Below are 21,886 nucleotides of genomic sequence, written 5' to 3'. Positions count from 1 at the left end.
CTCTTTTGGTGTCTAGAAAAGCTAAAAGCTAGATTTTATTCTCAGCAAGTGCGATAAAGTAGCTATAGCTCAGTGCTATATCATGGATCCCTTTAAATCGACCCGATGCACCACTGTGACCTGCTTCCATATCGGTTTTAAATAGTAGCAAGTTATCATCAGTTTTAAGATCTCGTAGCTTTGCAACCCACTTGGCAGGTTCAAAGTATTGTACCTGCGAATCATGTAAGCCAGTTGTAACTAGCAAGTTCGGATATGCTTGTGCTTTCACTTGGTCATAAGGTGAGTAAGATAGCATGTAATCGAAGTAGGTTTTATCATTTGGATTGCCCCACTCATCGTACTCATTAGTGGTAAGTGGCAAGCTTTCATCCAGCATAGTATTAATGACATCAACAAACGGCACCGCTGCATGAACACCGTCATAAAGCTCTGGAGCTTGGTTAATCACCGCCCCCATCAACAGACCTCCGGCGCTACCACCTCTGGCATATATTCTAGAGGCATCACCGTACTTTTGTTCTACTAATGCTTTGGTCACGTCAATAAAATCATTAAAAGTGTTCTTCTTATTTAACTTTTTACCATCTTCGTACCAAGGGCGGCCAAGTGTTTCTGACCCTCGAATATGGGCGATGGCGTACACAAAACCTCTGTCTAACAAACTTAAGCGACTGATAGAAAAGGTTGGTTCGACATTCAATCCATAAGACCCATAGCCATATTGCAGCAGTGGATTAGACCCATCTTGCTTGAATTTGTCTTTGCGATACACAATTGAAACGGGTACTTTAATCCCATCACGTGCTGTGATAAATATACGCTCTGATTTGTAATTTTCAGGATTAAAGTCGCCCAGTACTTTATTTTGTTTTAATAACGTTTTATCAAGAGTTTCCAAATTAACGTCAAACACAGAAGCAGGTGTGGTCATACTTTGATAGCCGATTCTCACCGAGTCAGTGTCTATGTTTTTGTTGCCTGTCAGGTATGCCGTATACGCTGGGTCATTAAACGTCAAGCGCTTGCTTTTACTGTTATCTAAATTACTAACTGTGATTTGAGTTAGACCGTTTTCGCGTGTTTCGTAAACCAGGTGCTGGTTGAACAAGGCAATACTTTCTAATTTTGCATCAGGGTTATGCTCAACCACCGTCTGCCATTTTGACCGATCTTTTACATCAGTTGCCTTAACACGCATTAGTTTAAAGTTAATAGCATCTTTGTTTGTATGAACGTAAAACCAATCACCTAGTTTGTTAATGCTGTATTCGTGACCTGCTTCTCTTGGAATGAAACGCTCTGGTTTGGCTTTTGCATCGTCAGCACTGATAAGAGACACACCAGACGATTCGGTACTGCCGTGGTGAATGTATATAGTGCTTTTATCTTTGCTCTTAGAAATATTGGTGAAGTAACTGTTGTCCGTTTCTTCATAGACTAATTCATCATCGCTTTGTGGTGTACCTAAAGTGTGACGAAAAACTTGGAAGCCAAGCAAAGTAACGGGATCTTTTTTAATGTAGTAAAGTGTTTTGTTGTCATTTGCCCACACGACCGAACCAGACGTACCCTCGATTTTGTCTTCTAACAATTTACCTGTTGTTAAATCTTTAACTTGAATAGTATAAATTCTGCGGCTGAGGGTATCTTCGGCAAATGCTAACAGGTTTTCGTTAGATGAAACTTGTAGCGCGCCTACACCATAATAATTCTGGCCTTCAGCACGAGTATTCGCGTCAAAAATTGCTTCAGCATTTTTACCGTCTTTATGCTCGCTACGGAAATAGGTAAAGTACTCTTTGTCGCCTTCCGTTGCTGTGAAGTAGTAATAGCTACCGTTTAATGTCGGTACGCTACGGTCATCTTTAACAACTTTGTTTTTAATTTCTTCAAAAAGTGTTTGTTGGAGTTGCTTGGTCGCATCAAGTTTACTGTCTGCGTAGGCATTTTCTTGATTGAGATGACCTAGTACTTTCTCATTGCTTCTAGTGTCGTCGCGTAACCAATGGTAGTTATCAGTAAACTCTTGCCCATGAATCATCACTTTATGTGGAACTTTTTCAGCGATAGGTGCTGCCACGGCTACCTGTTGTTGTGCTTGAGTTTGCGCTTCAACTTGGTTTTGTTGCGGAGCTTCTTGGCAACCAAGAACTGCAAATAGAGCAGTAGAGATCAATGTGAATTTAAATTTCTTCATTGTTATTTTTCTATAGATAAATAAGTTTGCCCAGTCTAAACCAGTTGTCAATATGAGGACAACTGGGCAGTACACCATTTTTGTAACAATAATTAAATGGGATAGGTTAACTATTGTTCATCAATATCAAAGCGGCCAACTAATTGCTCTAGATCTTTAGCAAGTGCCACCAATTGGTCAGCTCCGGCATTAAGTGCAGCCGCACCGTCACCAACTTGTCTTACCGAAACATCTACAGAGCCAATCAACCGTTTGGTTTGACCAGCATTTTGACCTTGCTGTGTTGCTTGTGCTGCAATATTTGATACCGAAGACTTAATGCGTGATACGGCTGCTGTAATGTCTGAAAATGCTTGTTGAGCGCTTTGTGATTGCGTAATTGTGGTTTCTGATTCGCTTACACTCACCGTCATCTGGTTAGATACATTTCTAGTTTGCGCGATAAGATTAGTTAGTACCTGCTCAATCTCTTGCGTGGCATCATGAGAACGTTGTGCCAGTGTCCTCACTTCATCTGCAACCACAGCAAACCCTCGACCTTGCTCTCCTGCTCGAGCCGCCTCGATGGCTGCATTTAACGCAAGTAGGTTGGTTTGTTCTGCAATCGAGCGGATCACACCAAGTATATTGGTAATGTCTTGGCTTTCACTCTCAAGTTGATTCATCGCACTTGCAGACTCAGCAAGTGACTGATTGAGTCTTGCCACCTGTGACACGGTTAATTCGATGGTTTTGTTACCGTGTTGGGCATGCTCGTCAGCGCTAACCACATCTTCAAGTGTCTGGGTGCAATGTTCAGTCACTTCTATTGCAAGCTGCTCCACGGTTTCAGTTGTTGTTGCAGCATTGGCAGAGTCATCCGCTTGAGCATGGCATTGTCTACGAATATCGTTAATACTTTTTTGGGAGTCTAGTGCTGCGCTGTTGAGTGTCGCGGCATTATGCTGAATGTCTTTCACTAACAGGTTAATCGAATCGAGAAATTTGTTGAACCAGGTTGCAAGTTCACCAATTTCATCGTTGCTGATCACCTTTAAACGTTTCGATAAGTTTCCTTCTCCTTGGGCAATTTCTCTCAAACCCAAAGAAACCATTTCTATCGGTTGGACAATTTTATTTGCCAGTGTGATAGCGGTAATGACAAAAATAATCACCATTAACATCGCAATTACCGCAATACTAATAGTCATATCGTATGCAGCAGCTAAAATTTCATCTTCATCAATAACTGCAATAAACTGCCAGCCAAGGTTTGATGAACGATAAATTTTAGCAACGTAGGTTTTATTATCGGTTTCAATGGTAAGGTAGGCTTCGTTTTTCACATCTCGAATTGCGTTATAAAGTGGGCTGTTGAGATCTTTGCTGTGTTTAAAGTTGTTGTCTTTGTTTTTTGGGTCAGCCAGTACAATACCGTTACCGTCGAGTAAAAGTAGATAGCCAGATTCCCCCAAGCGAATGTTACTAACAATATCAGTGAGAGTGGAGAGCGTCACGTCCAGCGATTGTGTACCTATCATTCTACTATCACGCTTAATTGCCGTCGCGACTGAGACCATAGCTTGCCCTGTAACACCTTGATAAGGCTCTGTGAGGATAACGCTATTGGGGTTTGCTGCGGCTTTTTTGTACCAAGGGCGTTTAGTTGGATCATAGTTGCCCAGAGGCTCTGCTGGGTATTGGATAAAGCCACCAGAACTCGTACCTAAATAGACAAACAGTAGCTCTTCATGGGTTTGTCCGAATGCGCGATAAAGCTCATAAATTTGCGCTTCACTCTGACCATTTTGCAACGGAGTCATTGGTTTCTCTGCACCAAAGTAAGTGGTGGTATTATCACTAACATTTTGTACAGCCTCGGCCTGTGCTAAAAACCGGGCGCTCTTTTTCATTTGCTCAAAAAATAATACAAATGACCGTTCCGCTTGCCGAATTTCATTGCCGGATGCGTCTAAAAACTTTTCAAGAGAATCTTTCTTGGTTTGCGAAATACTCACAATCGAAATTGCCAAAATAGGAATAATAACGGTGAGTACAAAGCTAATTATCAGTTTTTTGCGCATTTTCATCGCAGAGACCCCATTAATTGGACTATGTTGTCAGGTGCCATATCACGGCACTGTATTTAGGGAAGGAAGTACTTTGGAGCTGGCGACACTATGATTTGCCGTCTTTTGCTTTACTACCTGCTCAATTTGAGGAGGTAAGTTGGGCGCTATTTTTGTTAAAAACCTCTTGTTTAGAGCTACTAAGAGCGTAACTACATGGCAACGCATTTTACCCAAACCCACTCTCTTAATTGAGCGAACTGCTATGTCTTAGGCTTCACTACAGTCGGTTGCAGGCGGTGGGCATCCGACCGTGTGAGGCATAATTTTATCTTCCCCTATAAATAGGTTTAGCATTGGATCTCGTGTTTTTTAAGTAATTTATAAAAATCAGAGCGATTTCGTTGTGCAAGTTTTGCAGCTTCTGAGACATTCCCCTCACAAAGCGCGAGTACTTTTTGAATGTAGTCATATTCAAATTGACGTTTAGCTTCGTTCAACCCAGTAAAAGCATTTTGCGCACAATCTTTTGGTAAGGCTTTTTGTACAATATCTTCGGTTATCACTTTACCTGGGGTGATGGCGACACAGTGCTCTACAATATTATGGAGCTGACGGATGTTGCCCGGCCAATGGTAATTCAACAAGTGCGTAATACTTTGTTGGTTAAATTGCTTTTCGCCATCGCTAAGAGCACTTAAGAAACGTGATGCAAGCAGCGGAATATCCTCTAATCTTTCTCGTAGGCTTGGGATCTCAACGGACACTACATTTAGTCGGTAGTATAAATCTTCACGAAATTGCTTTTCCGCAACGGCGCTTTGAATGTTCTTATGGCTTGCAGAGACAAAACGAACATTGACCTTATGCTCGGTTTGGCCGCCCACCGGACGAACGGTTCGCTCTTGTAAAACACGCAGTAGTTTAACTTGCAAATCAAGCGGCATATCACCAATTTCGTCGAGGAATAAGGTGCCGCCATCGGCGGCTTGTACTAAACCTTCTTTGTCGCTCACAGCGCCAGTAAATGCTCCTTTTTTATGGCCAAATAACTCTGACTCTAAAAGGTGGGCAGGCATTGCACCACAGTTTATCGCGATAAAAGGCCCTTGAGATTGATTACTTGCCAGATGGATCGCTTTTGCCGTCACCTCTTTACCAGTACCGCTCTCGCCTTGGATCAGGATGTTTGCGTTACTGCTGGCAAGTGCTTGAATTTGCTGTACTAACTGGCGCATTGAGGCGCTTTGAAACAACAAGCCATGAAAGTTGTTAGGATCTGAAGTCTGCGCTGTTCTTACTTTTCCAGCAAGCGCCTCATTGATGACATCAAGCATTTGCTGAGAGTCAATGGGTTTGGTTAAAAAGCTGACAAAGCCTTGTTGCATAGCGTCGACAGCATCTGGAATTGAGCCATGAGCGGTCATCATCACAACGGGCATTCCTGTATAGTGTTTTTTGATCTGTTCATTAAGTTCAAAGCCGTTCATGTGCGCCATCTTTAGGTCTGTGATAACCAAGTCAATGGGCATTTGTTTGAGGATGTTTAATGCTTGCGTACCACGATGCGCTACTTCAACTTCGTATCCATGGCTTTCTAACCGTATCGCCAGCAGCTCTGTCAAAGACGTATCGTCATCTACTAAAAGCAACTTTGCACCCTGTTGTATTTGACTCATAGTACATCCTCCTCAAGTGATGGGGTTTCAGATAGATCGGTTTTCAGACGTTGAGTTTCTATGTCTGCCAACTTTTGTTTCAGCTCAGCAAGCTGCTTCTGTGTTTGTAGCAATTGTGCTTTGTGCTGTTGTGCTTTATTGTCAGCGTAATAATTGCTGATTTTTTGCTCACGAAGGTTTTGAGTATGCCAAGCTAATGATTCAAACCAAATGTTATAATCTTCCGGCCAATAATCTTGTAGTCTTAGCGCTTCAATGGCTTTAAGTTGCTTGGTGGTTGAGTCTGTACCGCAATAGGTGTGAATAAAGCCTTGTAAGTGCTGCGCACCTTTATAGTATTGGTTAAATGTCACGTTATGTTTTTGGGCGCATTGACTGACTAAGGCTTTGATCACCTCAGTTAAAGGCACAAATCTAGCGCTAGTTTCTGTTTTCACAGGGCCAATAAACTGCTTTGTTTGCTCGACGTTATGCTCCGTTGTGGCACAACCACTGAGCAAAAATAGCATGATACTTAATGCGATGTATTTCATTTTGGATCCCTTTTTGGAAAGGCGACTTGAATACTGGCGCCAGATTCTACTGATAGCCATTTCACATAGCCTTTTAATTGCTTCACACACTCAGAGACAATGGCTAAACCTAAGCCACTGCCATTATTATTTTTATTTTTCTCACCACGAACAAATGGCTGGAATAATGAATCTGCTTCATTAATGTCGATGCCATCACCGTCGTCACGGACTATCAACAATACTTCGCCATTTTGCTCTTTAATTGAAATAGTGACATTACTTTTAGCGTGATCGATGGCATTGCTCACTAGCTGAGTTAACACTAATTTGCAGGGAAGATAAGGCACTTTTAGGTCATTATGGTTTTGCCAGTTCACTATTACATCAGTCTTTCCTAGCTTATCGCTAAGATGCGTTGAGACTTCTTTTTGGATAAGATTCATTTCGGCGTCGTGATGTAGGCTATCAGGGTGACTGGCCGCGCTATAGCTGAGTAAATCGTCGATCAGCGATCCAAGCTTTGCAACAGAGTTTTCCATTATGGTGAGAATACGTTGCTGCTTTGGATTAACAGCTCCAAGCAATCCACTATTTAACAAGCTGCTTCCCTCGTTTAGTGATGCTAAAGGGGTTTTAAGCTCATGAGTAACATGGCGCAAGAAAGTTTCTTTTTGTTGTTGAATGCGTTTAAGTTCGAGCCTTAACCAATTTAACCTGTCGCCCAGTTGCTGTAACTCATGACTACCAGAAAGTTCTACCGACTTATCAAAATTACCTTTACCCACCTCAGATACCGCAGACTCTACCTGATTAAGCTGCTGACAAATCCGGTTGATCAAAAAGATACTGATCACGATAAGGGTGGGTAGCAGGATGATGAGGCCAAACATAAACCATGTTTGCAGCTGCACGAAATGGGCTTCTTGATCTGATAAGCGCTTATTCAGTGTTTGCTGAAAGCTTTCCTCGAATTGATTAAGCACTTTAACCAATCGCTGAAACTCTTCAGCTTTTGAGGTGGCATTGATTTCATCTGGCGCGAATTGTCGCCATTTAGCAACAAACAGCGAATCGGGTAGGTTTATTTTTAATAATTGAATACGCTTTTTGGTGTTTTGCCACTTCTGCTCGATGCTGTCTTGCAGTGTTTCACTTTGCAGCAGCTGATTATTTTGCAGTGCTTTTTCAAGCGCACTGATATCTGCTTTTACAAAATTGTATTCAAGAATAAGCTTTTGATTTTTATTATAAATACCCTGCGTTTTTTGTTGGTTTTTGGACAGTGCTTGGGCGTACCACAAAGTCAGTGTGAGTATTGGAAGCACACCAATAAACATGGCAATAAGTGCCTGTTTTTGTAAAGACTGAGAAAAAATTTTTTTCACGATACCAAACCCTTCCAAAAGGTGAATTAATTTTGACCAAGTAGCGCTGTTCGGTTTGTAAAACTTAGTGTGAAAAAGTGGCGTTGTTGCAAAGATGCGACAACCTAACACTCAGAGAAATAAAGACTTTTTATTTTCCATACCTTCAGCTGTTGCCATTTAGCAACAGTTGGCCTTAATCCAACCTTAACCTTTCCAAGCAAACTTCTTTAACTATCTGATAAATATTGCTTTTTTAATTTTGGCATCAAAGTTGGAATAGTTATCTCGAAAGCGAAAAACGAAACGCAAAAACAAATGCAAAATCAGTTTTAGCTTTAATAGCAAAACGGTTAACACAGAAATTAGTTTTTAGTCTTATGAGGTAGACACGATGAAAAATCTAGCAATCGCAGTATCAGCAGCAGTAATGACTTTGGCATCAGTAGGTGCACATGCAAACACTGATTTCGACAAACTAGACATGAATGGTGATGGTTACATCTCTATTGAAGAAGCAAAAGCAGATGAAGGCCTTCTTGCTCAATTTAACGAGCTAGACGCAGACCAAGACGGTCAACTAAGCCAAGCAGAATTTGATAACTACGAAGGTTAATTTGCCGAGTTATCACATCACTTTAATCGTTAAGGAGAAGATCATGAAAAATTTACTAGTAGCACTATCAATCACAGGTACGACATTGGTTTCAGCATCGGCAATGGCGATGGATGACTTCGAAAAGTACGACAACGATGGCAGCGGCACAATCAGCATGAGTGAGGCGCAGGTTAACCCTAAGTTGGCTGAGCAATTCAAGACACTTGATGTCGACGGTAATGGCGAGCTGAGCGAGTCAGAGTACGAGCACTTTGAAGGCTAATTTGAAAGTTTAGTATCGGTGAGTCTTCGGACTCTCCACCAAGACGGAATTTAAGGAGAATATGATGAAAAATTTACTAGTAGCAGTATCCCTTGCTGGTCTATCAATGGCGTCGGTTAATGCGATGGCCGGTGACGACTTTGCTAAATACGATGCCGATGGCAGCGGCACAATTAACATGAGCGAAGCAAAGGTGAATCCAAATCTTGTTGAGCAATTCACTCAGCTAGACGGTAATGCTGACGGCGAGTTAAGTGAATCAGAATTCGCAAACTTTAAAGGCTAACTAAAAGCCTCCAATTTTATAAAACGAACAGTATTTACATTTTTTGAGGAATAAATCATGAAAAACGTACTAATTGCACTATCAATCTCAGGTTTATCTTTCGCGTCTGTTAATGCAATGGCGAGTGAAGACTTCGCAGCGCTAGATACAGATCAAAGCGGCACAATCAGCATGAGCGAAGCACAAGCACACACGGTACTTGCAGAGCAATTTAAAGCACTAGACGCTGATGCAAATGGCGAGCTAAGCACAACAGAGTTCGCAAACTTTAAAGGCTAACTAATAGCTTCCAATTTTATAAAACGAACCGTATTTAAAATTTTTGAGGAACAAATGATGAAAAACGTACTAATTGCACTATCAATCACAGGTTTATCTTTCGCGTCTGTTAATGCTATGGCGGGTGAAGAATTCGCAGCGTTAGATACAGATCAAAGCGGCACAATCAGCATGAGTGAAGCACAAGCGCACACTGCACTTGCAGAGCAATTTAAAGCACTAGACGCTGATGCTAATGGCGAGCTAAGCGAAACAGAATTCGCAAATTTTAAAGGCTAATCAATAGCCTCCAATTTTATAAAACGAACAGTATTTACATTTTTTGAGGAATAAATGATGAAAAACGTACTAATTGCACTTTCAATCACAGGTTTATCTTTCGCGTCTGTTAATGCAATGGCGAGTGAAGACTTCGCAGCGCTAGATACAGATCAAAGCGGCACAATCAGCATGAGTGAAGCACAAGCACACACGGCACTTGCAGAGCAATTTAAAGAATTAGACGCTGATGCAAATGGCGAGCTAAGCACAACAGAGTTCGCAAACTTTAAAGGATAATTAGAGTTCGAGAAGTAGATTTACCTGCGCAAGGGAGTGACAGAGGAAAAGGAGCTGATGTCAGGGAGCAGGGAATAGAGTTCAAAGATTATGATGATTGTTGAGTAACTGACAATATTACTGATTTGTTCAACTAAGCGCCTTTTTTCGGGCAAGTTTAAACAAACTGGTATAAAGGAATACTTACAGCGAGGCATCGCTATCAGAATCTTTGAGCTCCAAATTGAGAGTTTGGATGTCATTAGGGAAGTTGACTGAAGGATAAGAGTCGGTAAGAGTATGGCGGTTATTCGCACCGCACCCAAAGCTTGGCTTAACAGCCAAGCTTTTTTTGTTTGTCACAATTGTTGCACTTGCTTAAAGCTGCATTTTGAACTTTTGGACGCAGCGCAATCTGAACTAGTATGTATAAATATAAACATGCCAGTCAGTAAGGGCAATCACTTACTAGTGAATAGATTTGTAATGGTTGAAACTGCATTAGTTAAGGTGTTAACGGTCGGGGTCAAGGTGATTAGTCCATCCCAGAAGACCTTTAAAATGTGGGCGTCATGCTTATTGGCTATGCCATTTTGAAGCTGTTGAAATATATCTTTAATTGCAGCTTCATTTTCTGAACCCTGATAATTATTACCGATGTGGTCGTCTATGACAGAAATTGCCTCTGCTACAGCCTCATCGTTATCAAGTAACTTATTATATGAGTCTTTTACGATGTAGTTACCCATGACGATAGTACCCGATTGATTACCACCAATATTGATCCTTACATTACCTACCATTATAGAATTACTCCATTTTATTATACCGCCAAATTTAACTATTTAGTGGCCCCAACTACCAGAGTCGCCACCAAAATCATTATTACAGGAAAAAGATGAGTGCTCGTCGATATACAGGTTTTCAGGTTTTAATCCGCAGCTAATAGTTTTAACTGTCTTCTCTAAGATTAGATATGCTGTAAGGTCTTTATTAATTTCAGGGTATTTAGTCAAAAAGTTTTGCCAATTGTTGTTAACGAGCTGCTTATTCTCAGTGGTCAAGGATGCAACCAGTCTCTTAAATGCCTCGTAAACTTCGTTTTTCTTCTCACTTGTCAGTTTTTCTTCTGCTTTTATGACGTTTCCGACTTCGCCGACGGCTGCTGCCAGTACTTTATTGTGCTCTTCAATTTTGTTGAATGAGTTTTTTATAACGATATCCCCTAGAGCAATGACACCGTTTAGATCACCTTTTATATTGACGACGAAGTCGAACGATTTGTTGGCAACATCATCCATGAAGGCTTCAAATCGCTTAACTCTCTCTCTGTGTTGATTCTGCTCATCGGCTTTAACCATAGCAGAGACTATTGCTACTGAGGTCAATATAACGAATAAAAGAAAAATTGCGCCTTCCATAGTTATAAACTCCAAAAATGAGTATCACCACGTGGTCAATAAGTGTACATCACAATCACGGTTATGCCAGTTATATGCTCACTTAGTGCTCTATTTTTAGCTAACTACCACCAGTCGGTAGATTTAACCATTCGGTTTACTAACTAGAGAATTGTAATGAAGGAGGGCGTAACACTAATAGGATCAACCATCTAACTAACTTGAGGATGAGATAGAGTGCTAGCCGTGTTGACAAATTATTATTCGAAAACAAGGAGTAGCAATACCTATACTTATTGCTAAAGCTAGTCCCTCGTTCTATGTTGAGCCAGTATTAAGGCTAATTGGTATAATTAATTTACTTTGTAAAATCGATGTAATAAAGCTCAATTATTCAAAACAAAAAAGTCGCCCGAGGGCGACTTGGAAACGTGACATCATGTAAAAACAGGGGGGGAGCTCAATCGATTATTTATTTTCGATGAGTGCACCTTTGCCAATTTCAATCTTTCTTGGCTTGAGTGCTTCAGGAATTTCGCGCTCAAGGTCAATAAATAGTAGGCCGTTTTCAAGTCCTGCGCCAATCACCTTTACGTGGTCACCAAGTTGGAATTTACGTTCAAAGTTACGCTCTGCGATACCTTGGTGAATAAACTTACGATCGGCTTTGTCTTCTTTGTTTTGCTTTTCACCTTTGACTGTCAGGGTGTTGTTTTCTGACTCAAGGCTAAGCTCTTGCTCGGTAAATCCAGCAACAGCCATGGTAATTTGGTATTTGTCTTCACCGGTAGCTTCGATATTATATGGCGGAAAGCTTGGCTGCTTTTCGTTGCGTGATGCCGCATCCATTAATTGTGCTAAATGGTCAAAACCGATGAATGAACGATAAAGTGGAGATAGGTCTACTGTACGCATAATTTGTATCCTCATAAAGCGATAATTAAGCTATTTATTGCTTCAATTAAAGCCAATAAATAGTATATAAAACATTTACTTAGTTTGGGTTGGGACCCTGTCGGCGTCCTCACAATACTATCTATGGACGAAGCAAATACTTTTCAAGAAACTTTTTAAAAAAAATTTTTATTTACCTGAATTTTATAAGGTTCTTTTTCAAAAAAATGTCTTTGCAGGTTAAAGAAGCATCATTTGATGCCTCCTTCTTAGTGCATTATTTCGGGCTTAAGGTTTGCTGTCGCAACATGGAGACTTGATCAAAGCCTATCCCCCAGTCGTCAGTTTCAATTTCCTCAATGACGACAAAAGTAACTTTCGGCGCTTTATCAAGGACATCCACCATAAGCTGAGTTGCCCCCTTTATTAAGGCTTGTTTCTGAGTAGGTGTAACGTCTTCCTTGGTGATTTTAATATTGATGATTGGCACAGGTTACCTCCTACAGGTCATCGTACATCTTATTGACGATACACCATTGTCCATCTTCTTTAAGTAAACCAATAAAGTCGATGTAGTGATGTTCAAACAGAGGGCAATACAGCTTGACCATTGCTTGATGGTTTACAACATCCACGGACAAAATACGGTAATTAAAAGCTGCATTTTGGCTTTTGGGCGTTTGTCGAGATGAAACCAAATCTAGCCACTGTGATTTAGTGCGCCTCACCCCAGGACTTTTGAGCACCGCGTCTGCGTGAAAAATTACATCCAGCTTTTTAATATCTCCTTGGTGTAGCCCTTCAAAATATTGCTGGATAACCTCGGTTACTTTGTCTAAATCTTGTTGTTTAGAAATAGCCTTAGTCATATTAAGCTCATGCGCCTTTGCTGTGTGCTTGCTCTGCCGCTATCGAGGCGGTAAAACTAGGCCTTGCTTCAACCGCCGCTAACATCTTTCGTACTTTTTCGGGAATGATAATATCGACTGGAAAATAGGCTCCCCAACGTGCATATACAGCCAGCATGATATCCGCAGCGGAAATTTGATCGCCCCCTAAAAATGTTTGCTGTTCGAGCTTTTTCTCGACCAACATCCATAATTCGTTGATGGCAATCGCTGCCGCTTCTAAAAATGGCTGACGTGCACGCTCATCTGCAATTGCACCTGTAGCAAAAAATAGGCGGTTGTAAGCTGGGTGCATCGTGGCATTGGCAAAAAGAAGGTTTTCTATTGCTTGTTGCTTATGAAAAGCATCAGCTTGAGGAAGAAGGTTATTTTCGTGTTTATTGAGTAGATAAAGTAGGATTGCTGCTCCTTCTACTAACGTGTTTCCGCTATCGTTAAGAACTGGAACTTTACCTGTTGGGTTAATGGCTAAAAAGTTATCTACACCGCGTTTGTCAACAAGTTCAAAGGGTTGCTTTAATTCTCTTAGTATGACCTGTGTTGCTAGCGCGCAAGCACCCGGTAGGTAATATAACGTATACATAGTTGCTTTCCTTATTTGCTTCTTGGCTAAAAGATATGCTCAGTGTATAAACTTGATGCTGTTTGATATATAGCTACAATGAGAACCAAGAGTTCACATAGTGGAAACAATTATCAAGGAAAGTATGAACAAGCTACGAGCGATAGAAATGTTTGTAAAACTGACTGAGGTACGCAGTTTTACTCGTGTTGCAGAGCAGTACAATACATCTAAATCCATGGTCAGTAAGGAGATCAGCCGACTAGAAGCTGAGCTTGGCGCGCGGCTTATACACCGCACCACACGTAATTTGCAGCTTACGCACGTGGGAGAAGGCTATTTGCAACGGGCAAAAGATATTCTCAATAAGTTAGAAGACGCAGATACCTTTGTTCAAGAGTCACAGCAAGCACCCAAAGGCAAGTTAAAGGTAAATGTGCCAATGGTGCTTGGGATCACTGACTTGGCTGCAATGTTTGCTGATTTCATGCAAGCGCATCCAGATGTCGACCTCGAAATACATTTAGGAGATGAGGATGTCGACTTAGTAGAGCAGGGGTTCGATTTAGGCTTTCGGGCTTCTAGTCGCCCGTTTGACTCAAGCTATATAGGTAAGGAAATTACTCGATTTACTTATCATGTATGTGCATCAAAACAGTATTTAGAGTGTCATTCCGCTATCCATTCAGCGCAGGATTTAGTGCATCATAATTGTTTTGAATACAGTTATTCAAAACGTAAAAATTTATGGCCACTAGACGACGGTGTGCGAGTAAAAGGCCCTCTTAAAGTGAATAATGTTCTTTTTATGCTGCAAGCAATTAAAAGCCACTTGGGCGTCGGTTTTTTACCTGAATTTGCTTGCAGGGAAGCGCTTGATAAGGGCGAAGTTGTGAGTATTTTACAGGATGCAAAAAAGCCTAAGTTAACTTTATATGCGCTATATCCAGCACGCCAATTTGTGCCAGCTGCGGTACTTCAGTGTATCGAGTTTTTACAGGCTTGGTTTAAACGAGAAGGGCACTGACTATTGACTATGTATCCTAAGTTGCTGATAATTAATGCCTTTCTAGTAGCCAGTTTTACTCCTTCAAATTGAGCGGGTATTAAGTCAAATTGGTATAACTATGGGTTTGGATGATGGAACAGTCGATGAAATGTGATAAGCAAAATACCAATGAAAAAATAGGTTTGGGGCTGGCTATCGGGGTTGGGATTGGTGCAGCGGTAGGCGTTGCATCTGGGCAAATCATGTACACGTTACCTATCGGCATTGCGATGGCAATCTTGATTGGCCGTAAGTATTTTTAATCCTTTTTGACACTTGATGCGTATCTGTGGTTCCGATTAAAAGACAACAAGATTAAGTAAGTGCAATTTAGTGACTCAGAAATTTCCAGGATCATAGAAATGGCGTGGGAAGATAGAACGCCATTTGAAGCTATCGAACGACAGTTTGAACTGAGTGAGCCTGAAGTGATCAAGCTAATGCGTAGCAGCCTAAAACCCAGTAGTTTTAAGCTCTGGCGGCAACGAGTAAGTGGGCGCAACACCAAGCATGTTAAACTTAGAAGCAAAGCGGTCAATCGCGGGTATTGCAAAACCCAATACAAACAAAGGTAAATCTGTATCCATACCTTTGATCTTTACTCTTTTCTTTACCGAGGGTCGCTTGCAAGTAAGCCGTAAAACGCAGAGTCTGATACGTCGCCAGCGATTTCCCAGCGAGCGCGCAAATGTCCCTCTTTAATAAACCCAAGTTTTGCGAGTACTTTGGCTGAGCCAATATTAGCGGGATCAATTTCCGCCTCAATGCGTCTTAACTTTAGTGTTGAAAAGGCATAGTCAATGAGCGCAGTGCCAGTTTCTGGAATAACACCTTGTCCCCATTGAGATTTGGCAATACCAAAGCCAATCTCGGCTCGACGTGACTCTTTATCCCAGCTAAACAGTAAACATTTACCAATTAATGCTTTATCACCTTTTGAAACGATGGCCAATGTGAGCGCTTTTTGAGTGGTCAAATCTTCATGTGATTGCTTAATAAATTGCGTTGCATCATGGAGGCTATCCCAAGGTGGCGTGTTCCAATATCGCATGACGTCTGTGTCTGAGAATATGGCAAATAGCGCTTCGGCGTCTTGTGAGATTAAGGGTCTAAGGGTGAATCGCTCGGTGTCGAGTTTGATTGTAGTTAATTGCAATATCTTTTTCCTTGATAAAAAAGGGCGCAAATTAGCGCCCTTCACAACAAACTGAGTTGCTTATTTATTCGCGTCTTTAACTGCTTTTAGCTTTGCTGCATGGTCAATTTCGTAATCTGGCATGTCTTTTTTGCCTTCGATTAGGTAGTTGTCCATCCACCGCATCAAGCGTAAGCTATAGTCGTACTGTGCAGCTACTTTGCGGTTACCGTGACCTTCACCTGGGTAGTAAACTAGGCGTACGTCTTTACCTTGTACTTTCATGTAGCGATAAAGCTCCATAGATTGTGCAGGGTGTACACGTGGGTCATCTTTACCGTGCATGATGAGTAATGGCGTTTTAGACTGGCCTGACCAGTAGATTGGGCTGCGCTCTAAGTACCACTGCCACTTATCCCAAGGGTAAGAACGAGCGTGTACTAAGTACATTTCGTTTGAGATGTCGGTAGTACCAAACTTAGACAGCTGGTTGGTTACGCCAACAAACATCACGCTTGCTGCAAAGTGTTCGGTTAATTTTGTCGCACCCCAAGCTGACGCATAACCACCGTAAGAGCCGCCAGTAATACCAACGCGCTTAGTGTCTACTAAACCGGTATTGACTAGGTATTCTTTCATGTCTACCAAGTCGTCAAACTCTTTACCTGCGTAGTCACCTTGGCCAAGCTTTGAGTAATCAACACCTTTACCTGTTGATCCACGATAGTTTGGATAGAATACCGCATAGCCGCGTGCCGCGCCCATTTGACCTGGATCAGAATAGCTGGTAAGCCAGCCGTTTTTATCATGGCTTTCTGGACCGCCGTGCACTGACATGATCAATGGGTAACGGGTTCCTTCTTGATAATCCAGTGGGTAAATTAATACACCACCAATTTCAACGCCATCGCGAGCTTTAAAGTTAATAGCCTCTTGCTTTGCAAAGCGCTTGTTATCTAACCATGGGTTAGAGTTTGATAGGCGAGTTGCTTTACTTGAGCGGATCATAAACACTTCATTTGGGTGCTTAGCGGTGTTTGCACGTAGAGCAATGGTTTTGTCTGAATCAGAGATAGATAGATTCGATGCGATGAACTTACCTTCTTTGATAAGCTTCTTGTATTTTTTAGAGCCGACTTTAATTTGGCCTACAAAGCTTTCAGCACCTACGTTTGCAATAAAAGTTAGCTGGTTCTTACGGTTTGACCATTCAAAATCACCAATGTGACCCATAAAGTTCGGGATCCACTCTTCTACTTTACCGCTTTGTGCATCGGCAAGGTATAAGCGACCAGTTGCAGGGTCGTGCTTATCTTCAGCACCTAAAATCGCGATGTATTTACCATCATGAGAAAACTCAGCGGTGCCAAGCTTACCTTCTGTTTTGAACGAAGTGGTGATTTTTTGTGTTTTCGCATCAAGTACATGCCATTGTGACTTCATGTACTTATCATCGATAAGTGCGGTTGGCTGAGTTTTAACGAGCAACTTTGAGGCATCGTCAGCCCAGTTGATTTCACTCACATATCCTTCGATATTAAGAGCCGCTGGGGTCAGCGGTTTTTCAGAAGTCGTAAGGTCAATAATATGAAGCTGCTTGTTTTTTAAACCCAGTTCATATACTTCAGCCATAAAGCCAAGTTTTTTCAGCTCTTTTTCTGATTTCTCAGCGGCTGGCATTGCCAGAACAGCTACTTTTTTGCCATCAGGACTAAGGTTATATGAAGAGATCCCTCTGCCTTTTAGCGCAAGTACTTTTTGTGCTTCACCACCGTTCACGGCGATGCGATAAAGCGCACGTTGCTTATCTTCTTTCTTCTTAGTAAGGAAATAAATAAATTGACCATCGGCCGACCAAGAAATGCTTGAAATACTGACTTTTCCGGTGATAAATGGGCGCTCAACACCTTCGTCATCAACTACGTAAAGTTCGTTGTAGTTTGTACCATTTTTGTCAACGTAAAGCTCACGAGGTACTGAGCGTGTAAAAGCAACAAGCTCTCCATTAGGGCTGACAGACGTTGAACTTACCGACTGGATCTTAGGTATATCTTCAATGTTGATAGTATCACTAGCTAGGCTAGCAGCGCTGGTAAAGCCCATCGCTAAAGCCAAAGCAGACTTAAGTAGTTTCATTATTTATCCTGAATTTTTACTCACTTGTTGTAGCTTCGATATTCTACTTGTCACGAAAATAAAAACCAATGTTTGCGATTAGTTGCCGGTTAAGGCTGATAAAATGAAGCGGTGGCACTTATAATCCAAAGTTCAGCGCACCTGAGTGCTCGACTTGATATGCACTAAGGTGGTTAATCGCATAGGAAACATAACCTTGGTTATCCAAAATATAGATAGATGCACCACAGTGCCCACAAAAACCATGCTCTCGGATTGACTGTGTTTCTGAGCGTGTAGTTACAAACCTTTCCAAAGATTGATTTGAGTTTTCGATAAGGCCATTTGCTTTGATGAACTGTACACCCGTAGAAGCTTGTGTGATGGTGACAGTGGTAAAAATTCGATAGTGGATCTGTCCACAGTGACAAGATGTGCTGATCATGTTGATGTCCTTTTTATTTGATGTGTTAAGTTTACTTTTTATTTTTAGTTGATATATATTGATTTAATACAAAGACTTTTTCCTAATGAGAAACAATGAGGAAGGAATACGACAAACTTCACTTACTTAAGATATTTTGCTGCGTTGCTGAACAGCACTCCTTTAGTCGTGCAGCTGAGCAGCTTGGCACCACAACATCAGCGGTGAGTAAATCGATTGCACAGTTAGAATCTGTGTATGACCAAGTATTGTTAAATCGCACAACACGCAAACTTGCATTATCGGATGCGGGTAAATTGGTTTACGAGAAAGGAAAAAAGATCCTCCGCGCATTACGCGATTTAGAAGAGGAGGTCGAGCAAGTTGGCGTGCATCATTCAGGGCATCTAAAAATTACCTTCCCAAATACGATTGGTCGTATGCTTCTGAGCCAAATCTGTATCGATTTTCAAAAGTGCTATCCACAAATAAAACTTGAATTAATGTTTACCGCGGCAAATCAGGACTTAATCGAAGACGAGATAGATGTGGCTTTTAGGTTCTCAGCAGCATTGAAAAATAGTCAATTTTATGTGTTGAAATTGCTTAGCGTAAACGCGACGTTTGTTGCTGCTCCTAGTTATCTTGCTGCGCGTGGTAAACCTGCACAGCTTGATGAACTAAGTAGCCATAACATATTGTTATCTAAACTTAATCATGTCGAAGATAGCTGGCATGATGGTACTAAGAGTTATCCGCTTCAAGGTAACCTAATAGCAAACAGCCGTTTTCATATTAGAGAGGCAGTATTGGCTGGTTTAGGAATTGCCATACTGCCGTCTTATTTTTGTCAAAAAGATATAGACTCAGGAGCCTTGGTTGAACTATTTACTGAACTACATAGACCACAAGTTCCTTTGCATGCCATTTATAAAGTGAAGCGAGAGCATTCCGCTAAATTGGATTTATTTTTAGGGTTTGTGCAGGAACGATTATCATCGCGATCAGAACTGATATCTTAATCCCGCATAGTAACGTCGACCGTTAACATATACTCCGGTTGGTGCGTACTCGTTGCGATCATAGGTATAGATCTGTTCGTCGGTTAAATTAATAAACTCAAATTGTGCATCGAGATTATCACTTAGTTTCACCGTGAGGCTGCCGTCCAATTGGCCGTAATTATCCATCATGGTCTCGCCTACACCGGTGGCAAACTGAGTTCGATAATTATAGCTAAGCCGAACGCTAAATTGGTGGTTTTCGTAGTAAGCAGTGAGGTTAGTGCTGTGTTTAGAGGTGCCAGGCACTTTGTCCCGTAAGCCAACTTCAGCGTTATCACGTTTTCCATCAACGTAGGTGTAATTGGCGATTAGCCCAAATCCGTACGCAAGTGTTTGCTGATAACTTAGTTCAACGCCACGGATACTGCCGCCAGCGCCATTATTGGGTCTATCGATAGACATTAAAATGCCTTCATGACGCTCAAGTTTTCGTTCAAACTCAATAAAGGATTCCACCTCTTTGTTAAATAGCGCGATTGAGGCGAGTCCAGCATCGTCAAAGTACCACTCAAGGCTGACATCAAATTGCGCTGCTCTATATGGATCTAGATTGGCGTTACCACCTTGTCCTTGAGCTTGCGTCACGTTGTAATTGGTGGAGGGCATAAGATGGTGAAATTGCGCTCGTGACATGACGCGTGCAATGGAAAAACGGCTAATTAGGCTCTCGCTTAAGTCAAACTTGATATTGGCACTGGGTAGAATATCGCTGTAATCCCGAGATTCTTCATGCCAAATATAGCTGTCTGGCGCATCGATGGGGGAGGCGACACGCTTAAATGCGCCAGAGTCTTGAAAGGTTTTGACCACTCGAACCCCAATGTTGGCAGCATAGGACTCACCAGCGAGTTGCATTTGACCGTAAGCAGCGGCGGTTTTTTCTGTAATATGAAAACGACTGGCTTTTTCTATTTCTTGTTCAAAATTGAGCGTATTAAAGTCTTTGGCAAGCAGTGCAATATCTGCAAAACTGTACTTTTTTAAAGTGTTGTCACTACCTACGCCGCGCAAATAATCATCCACAAAAGTGCCCGGATAGGCGGCCAGGGTAGTGCCAAGCTCACCGGCTAGACCATCAAGCCCTCCACCTTTGGAGCGATGGCGCAAAAAGCCTCGTTGATGATTCTTGAGTTTAATGCCAAATTTAATCGCGTCGACCTGTTTAAAGTCGATATCGTAAGTGAAATCGGCTTGCGCGAAGTATGATTTATCTTTGCCATCTTGGCTGTCATTTCGAGCTTCGGTGATAAACCAGCTTGGTGCATCTAACGGTGAAATACCATAACTTGCAACGATGTTTTTTCGCATTGATGTATCAACATGAAACTGGGTGTTAGCAGAAAATTGTGAGGTGACGTCTTCTTTGGTACCGCCTGAACCTTGGCTTAGACCGACTTGAAACTGGCTTGACCAATAAATGCCATCATAGACCAAGTCTAGGTGGGCACTTTTTGTGCTGATCTGCGAGTCTCGCCAAATGGCTTCCATGCTGGTATTGAACGGCTCAGCTGTGGATAAATAGTGGGCGCTCACCAAAGTACCATCTTGTACGTGTAAATCGGTTACCCCGCCGCCTAAGTCAGTAGACTTTGCACTTTGCCATAGAAAGTTTTGATTGTTGTTGTCTGCGTTTAGATGAGAATAAAGTAAGTGGCCATTTAACCGAAGTCGTGGGGAAAGCTGGAACGCGGCATTGACGGTATAAGCCTGTAATTCTCTTTGCTGCTGAAAAATTGCCGACCCCCCACCTCCTGGAAACCACAACGTCTGGCTTTTATCTTGTGGGCTCTGCTGGGTGGCATACCAAGTATCATTATCACCTTGGTATAACGTCCTATCGTGCCATCCCCAAGATTCTATGCCGTCGCGTCTGAGGCTGCGATCTCGTCGTGTCGCAGTAAAAAGCACTGCATAATCGCCACTTTTGCTATGGTAGTTGTAAATTGCAGATAGTTGTGGGTCGAGTTTATCGCTTAAGTCACTGTACTGGAATTGGGCTGTTGCAACGCCATAGCCTGAAGGCGTAAGCAAAGGGTCGCGGGTTTTTATATTGATTGCGCCTCCTAGTGAGCCTTCATCCTGCATAGCTTGTGGTGTCTTGAATACCTCTAGTCTGGAGACGATTTCACTGGGTAATAAGATAAAGTTGAAACCTCGGCTTGGTTGGCTTGAGATCCACCAGTCAGCCGAGGCGAGATATTGGCCATTCAAATAGGTTCTATTTTGCTCAGGAGTTGTGCCTCGCACGCCGATCCGTTCACCTTCACCTTGTGCTCGAGAGAGTGAGATACCAGTGATCCGTTGCAGCGCCTCTGCGACGTTTTTATCCGGAAACTTCCCGATGTCTTCAGCACTGATCGTATCTGAAACTTGTTGATTGTGGCGTTTATTACTGAGAGACTTGACAACGCTGTCATGGAAGGCACGAATTTCGATGCGTTCTATGGAGTTTTCAGCAGTCTGATTTTGCTCAACGGCATCACTTGCAGTTGTAATAAATAATACACAACAAGAAACGGTTCGGATGAGAGATGCTGACATTGTGCT

Annotated in this window: 25 protein-coding genes; 10 read left to right on the top strand and 15 right to left on the bottom strand. The window is 42.0% G+C overall.

What is annotated here, in order from left to right:
* Positions 1-28: 28 nt before the first annotated feature.
* The 5 genes from EAG18_RS07505 to EAG18_RS07485 all read right to left on the bottom strand — a co-directional run bounded on the left by EAG18_RS07505 (position 29) and on the right by EAG18_RS07485 (position 7,827).
* A complete protein-coding gene (locus tag EAG18_RS07505; protein ID WP_125251759.1) occupies positions 29-2,200 on the bottom strand; it encodes a S9 family peptidase in 2,172 nt (723 codons plus the stop codon).
* A 110-nt stretch (positions 2,201-2,310) separates the two neighbouring features.
* Entirely contained in the window at positions 2,311-4,269 is a 1,959-nt protein-coding gene (locus tag EAG18_RS07500) for a methyl-accepting chemotaxis protein (protein WP_125251758.1), read from the bottom strand.
* 329 nt (positions 4,270-4,598) lie between these two features.
* Positions 4,599-5,927, bottom strand: coding sequence for a sigma-54 dependent transcriptional regulator (locus EAG18_RS07495; RefSeq protein ID WP_125251757.1), 1,329 nt, complete (start codon positions 5,925-5,927; stop codon positions 4,599-4,601).
* Entirely contained in the window at positions 5,924-6,460 is a 537-nt protein-coding gene (locus EAG18_RS07490; RefSeq protein ID WP_125251756.1) for a hypothetical protein, read from the bottom strand. Before EAG18_RS07490 ends, EAG18_RS07495 begins: the two co-directional genes overlap by 4 nt.
* Entirely contained in the window at positions 6,457-7,827 is a 1,371-nt protein-coding gene (locus tag EAG18_RS07485) for an ATP-binding protein (protein ID WP_125251755.1), read from the bottom strand. The genes EAG18_RS07490 and EAG18_RS07485 overlap by 4 nt, the downstream gene beginning before the upstream one ends.
* Before the next feature lie 373 nt (positions 7,828-8,200).
* Between EAG18_RS07485 and EAG18_RS07480 the strand changes: the two genes are divergently transcribed.
* The 6 genes from EAG18_RS07480 (at position 8,201) to EAG18_RS07455 (ending at position 9,810) form a co-directional block, all read left to right on the top strand.
* A complete protein-coding gene (locus EAG18_RS07480) occupies positions 8,201-8,422 on the top strand; it encodes an EF-hand domain-containing protein (RefSeq protein ID WP_010369619.1) in 222 nt (73 codons plus the stop codon).
* 43 nt (positions 8,423-8,465) lie between these two features.
* Positions 8,466-8,687 (top strand): EF-hand domain-containing protein, encoded by a 222-nt coding sequence (locus tag EAG18_RS07475; RefSeq protein WP_125251754.1) that lies wholly within the window; start codon positions 8,466-8,468, stop codon positions 8,685-8,687.
* Between the two features lie 64 nt (positions 8,688-8,751).
* Positions 8,752-8,973 (top strand): EF-hand domain-containing protein, encoded by a 222-nt coding sequence (locus EAG18_RS07470; RefSeq protein ID WP_125251753.1) that lies wholly within the window; start codon positions 8,752-8,754, stop codon positions 8,971-8,973.
* Positions 8,974-9,030: 57 nt separating this feature from the next.
* Complete coding sequence (locus EAG18_RS07465) at positions 9,031-9,252, top strand: EF-hand domain-containing protein (protein WP_125251752.1); 222 nt, start codon at positions 9,031-9,033, stop codon at positions 9,250-9,252.
* Positions 9,253-9,309: 57 nt separating this feature from the next.
* On the top strand, positions 9,310-9,531 hold the full coding sequence (locus tag EAG18_RS07460; RefSeq protein WP_125251751.1) for an EF-hand domain-containing protein: 222 nt from the start codon (positions 9,310-9,312) through the stop codon (positions 9,529-9,531).
* Between the two features lie 57 nt (positions 9,532-9,588).
* Positions 9,589-9,810 (top strand): EF-hand domain-containing protein, encoded by a 222-nt coding sequence (locus tag EAG18_RS07455; protein WP_125251750.1) that lies wholly within the window; start codon positions 9,589-9,591, stop codon positions 9,808-9,810.
* A gap of 440 nt (positions 9,811-10,250) precedes the next feature.
* On the opposite strand, the gene EAG18_RS07450 is transcribed toward EAG18_RS07455, so the two are convergent.
* The 6 genes from EAG18_RS07450 to EAG18_RS07425 all read right to left on the bottom strand — a co-directional run bounded on the left by EAG18_RS07450 (position 10,251) and on the right by EAG18_RS07425 (position 13,574).
* The gene (locus EAG18_RS07450; RefSeq protein ID WP_125251749.1) at positions 10,251-10,592 is read right to left on the bottom strand and encodes a hypothetical protein; all 342 of its coding nucleotides are present in this window, start codon (positions 10,590-10,592) and stop codon (positions 10,251-10,253) included.
* A gap of 42 nt (positions 10,593-10,634) precedes the next feature.
* Positions 10,635-11,210: a hypothetical protein gene (locus EAG18_RS07445; RefSeq protein WP_125251748.1), complete on the bottom strand. Its 576-nt coding sequence runs from the start codon at positions 11,208-11,210 to the stop codon at positions 10,635-10,637.
* Positions 11,211-11,657: 447 nt separating this feature from the next.
* Positions 11,658-12,104: an Hsp20 family protein gene (locus EAG18_RS07440; RefSeq protein WP_125251747.1), complete on the bottom strand. Its 447-nt coding sequence runs from the start codon at positions 12,102-12,104 to the stop codon at positions 11,658-11,660.
* Positions 12,105-12,360: 256 nt separating this feature from the next.
* On the bottom strand, positions 12,361-12,573 hold the full coding sequence (locus EAG18_RS07435; RefSeq protein ID WP_125251746.1) for a 4-oxalocrotonate tautomerase family protein: 213 nt from the start codon (positions 12,571-12,573) through the stop codon (positions 12,361-12,363).
* A gap of 10 nt (positions 12,574-12,583) precedes the next feature.
* Positions 12,584-12,952, bottom strand: coding sequence for a nuclear transport factor 2 family protein (locus tag EAG18_RS07430; protein ID WP_125251745.1), 369 nt, complete (start codon positions 12,950-12,952; stop codon positions 12,584-12,586).
* Positions 12,953-12,959: 7 nt separating this feature from the next.
* The gene (locus EAG18_RS07425) at positions 12,960-13,574 is read right to left on the bottom strand and encodes a glutathione S-transferase family protein (RefSeq protein ID WP_125251744.1); all 615 of its coding nucleotides are present in this window, start codon (positions 13,572-13,574) and stop codon (positions 12,960-12,962) included.
* Positions 13,575-13,698: 124 nt separating this feature from the next.
* On the opposite strand from EAG18_RS07425, the gene EAG18_RS07420 reads away from it, so the two are divergent.
* The 3 genes from EAG18_RS07420 (at position 13,699) to EAG18_RS07415 (ending at position 15,176) form a co-directional block, all read left to right on the top strand.
* Positions 13,699-14,580, top strand: coding sequence for a LysR family transcriptional regulator (locus EAG18_RS07420; RefSeq protein ID WP_125251743.1), 882 nt, complete (start codon positions 13,699-13,701; stop codon positions 14,578-14,580).
* Positions 14,581-14,705: 125 nt separating this feature from the next.
* Entirely contained in the window at positions 14,706-14,864 is a 159-nt protein-coding gene (locus tag EAG18_RS22150; RefSeq protein WP_185745567.1) for a hypothetical protein, read from the top strand.
* A gap of 60 nt (positions 14,865-14,924) precedes the next feature.
* Entirely contained in the window at positions 14,925-15,176 is a 252-nt protein-coding gene (locus tag EAG18_RS07415) for a TIGR03643 family protein (RefSeq protein WP_125251742.1), read from the top strand.
* Positions 15,177-15,211: 35 nt separating this feature from the next.
* Here the strand turns inward: EAG18_RS07415 and EAG18_RS07410 are convergent, their stop codons facing one another.
* The 3 genes from EAG18_RS07410 to EAG18_RS07400 form a co-directional block, all read right to left on the bottom strand.
* Positions 15,212-15,757, bottom strand: a complete 546-nt coding sequence (locus EAG18_RS07410; RefSeq protein WP_125251741.1) for a GNAT family N-acetyltransferase — start codon at positions 15,755-15,757, stop codon at positions 15,212-15,214.
* A gap of 60 nt (positions 15,758-15,817) precedes the next feature.
* Complete coding sequence (locus EAG18_RS07405; protein WP_125251740.1) at positions 15,818-17,872, bottom strand: S9 family peptidase; 2,055 nt, start codon at positions 17,870-17,872, stop codon at positions 15,818-15,820.
* Between the two features lie 118 nt (positions 17,873-17,990).
* A complete protein-coding gene (locus EAG18_RS07400; protein WP_125251739.1) occupies positions 17,991-18,296 on the bottom strand; it encodes a hypothetical protein in 306 nt (101 codons plus the stop codon).
* A gap of 95 nt (positions 18,297-18,391) precedes the next feature.
* Between EAG18_RS07400 and EAG18_RS07395 the strand changes: the two genes are divergently transcribed.
* Positions 18,392-19,297: a LysR family transcriptional regulator gene (locus EAG18_RS07395; protein WP_125251738.1), complete on the top strand. Its 906-nt coding sequence runs from the start codon at positions 18,392-18,394 to the stop codon at positions 19,295-19,297.
* Here the strand turns inward: EAG18_RS07395 and EAG18_RS07390 are convergent.
* The gene (locus EAG18_RS07390; RefSeq protein ID WP_125251737.1) at positions 19,280-21,880 is read right to left on the bottom strand and encodes a TonB-dependent receptor; all 2,601 of its coding nucleotides are present in this window, start codon (positions 21,878-21,880) and stop codon (positions 19,280-19,282) included. The two genes, EAG18_RS07395 and EAG18_RS07390, sit on opposite strands and share 18 nt — an antisense overlap.
* Positions 21,881-21,886 lie beyond the last annotated feature (6 nt).

Source organism: Pseudoalteromonas sp. J010, from assembly GCF_003934235.1.
In the GTDB taxonomy this organism is placed as follows: Bacteria; Pseudomonadota; Gammaproteobacteria; order Enterobacterales; family Alteromonadaceae; genus Pseudoalteromonas; species Pseudoalteromonas peptidolytica.
Note: the sequence above shows the minus strand (reverse complement) of the source record. Positions and strands in the feature narration are given on the sequence as shown.

Bases quoted from the DNA above. Each gene is read 5' to 3' on its own strand.
- EAG18_RS07500 (WP_125251758.1), bottom strand. From the start codon at position 4,269: ATGAAAATGCGCAAAAAACTGATAATTAGCTTTGTACTCACCGTTATT.
- EAG18_RS07450 (WP_125251749.1), bottom strand. From the start codon at position 10,592: ATGGTAGGTAATGTAAGGATCAATATTGGTGGTAATCAATCGGGTACT.
- EAG18_RS07460 (WP_125251751.1), top strand. From the start codon at position 9,310: ATGAAAAACGTACTAATTGCACTATCAATCACAGGTTTATCTTTCGCG.
- EAG18_RS07505 (WP_125251759.1), bottom strand. From the start codon at position 2,200: ATGAAGAAATTTAAATTCACATTGATCTCTACTGCTCTATTTGCAGTT.
- EAG18_RS07440 (WP_125251747.1), bottom strand. From the start codon at position 12,104: ATGCGTACAGTAGACCTATCTCCACTTTATCGTTCATTCATCGGTTTT.
- EAG18_RS07420 (WP_125251743.1), top strand. From the start codon at position 13,699: ATGAACAAGCTACGAGCGATAGAAATGTTTGTAAAACTGACTGAGGTA.
- EAG18_RS07455 (WP_125251750.1), top strand. From the start codon at position 9,589: ATGAAAAACGTACTAATTGCACTTTCAATCACAGGTTTATCTTTCGCG.
- EAG18_RS07395 (WP_125251738.1), top strand. From the start codon at position 18,392: ATGAGGAAGGAATACGACAAACTTCACTTACTTAAGATATTTTGCTGC.
- EAG18_RS07470 (WP_125251753.1), top strand. From the start codon at position 8,752: ATGAAAAATTTACTAGTAGCAGTATCCCTTGCTGGTCTATCAATGGCG.
- EAG18_RS07490 (WP_125251756.1), bottom strand. From the start codon at position 6,460: ATGAAATACATCGCATTAAGTATCATGCTATTTTTGCTCAGTGGTTGT.
- EAG18_RS07480 (WP_010369619.1), top strand. From the start codon at position 8,201: ATGAAAAATCTAGCAATCGCAGTATCAGCAGCAGTAATGACTTTGGCA.
- EAG18_RS22150 (WP_185745567.1), top strand. From the start codon at position 14,706: ATGAAATGTGATAAGCAAAATACCAATGAAAAAATAGGTTTGGGGCTG.
- EAG18_RS07390 (WP_125251737.1), bottom strand. From the start codon at position 21,880: ATGTCAGCATCTCTCATCCGAACCGTTTCTTGTTGTGTATTATTTATT.
- EAG18_RS07405 (WP_125251740.1), bottom strand. From the start codon at position 17,872: ATGAAACTACTTAAGTCTGCTTTGGCTTTAGCGATGGGCTTTACCAGC.
- EAG18_RS07495 (WP_125251757.1), bottom strand. From the start codon at position 5,927: ATGAGTCAAATACAACAGGGTGCAAAGTTGCTTTTAGTAGATGACGAT.
- EAG18_RS07400 (WP_125251739.1), bottom strand. From the start codon at position 18,296: ATGATCAGCACATCTTGTCACTGTGGACAGATCCACTATCGAATTTTT.
- EAG18_RS07465 (WP_125251752.1), top strand. From the start codon at position 9,031: ATGAAAAACGTACTAATTGCACTATCAATCTCAGGTTTATCTTTCGCG.
- EAG18_RS07430 (WP_125251745.1), bottom strand. From the start codon at position 12,952: ATGACTAAGGCTATTTCTAAACAACAAGATTTAGACAAAGTAACCGAG.
- EAG18_RS07425 (WP_125251744.1), bottom strand. From the start codon at position 13,574: ATGTATACGTTATATTACCTACCGGGTGCTTGCGCGCTAGCAACACAG.
- EAG18_RS07445 (WP_125251748.1), bottom strand. From the start codon at position 11,210: ATGGAAGGCGCAATTTTTCTTTTATTCGTTATATTGACCTCAGTAGCA.
- EAG18_RS07475 (WP_125251754.1), top strand. From the start codon at position 8,466: ATGAAAAATTTACTAGTAGCACTATCAATCACAGGTACGACATTGGTT.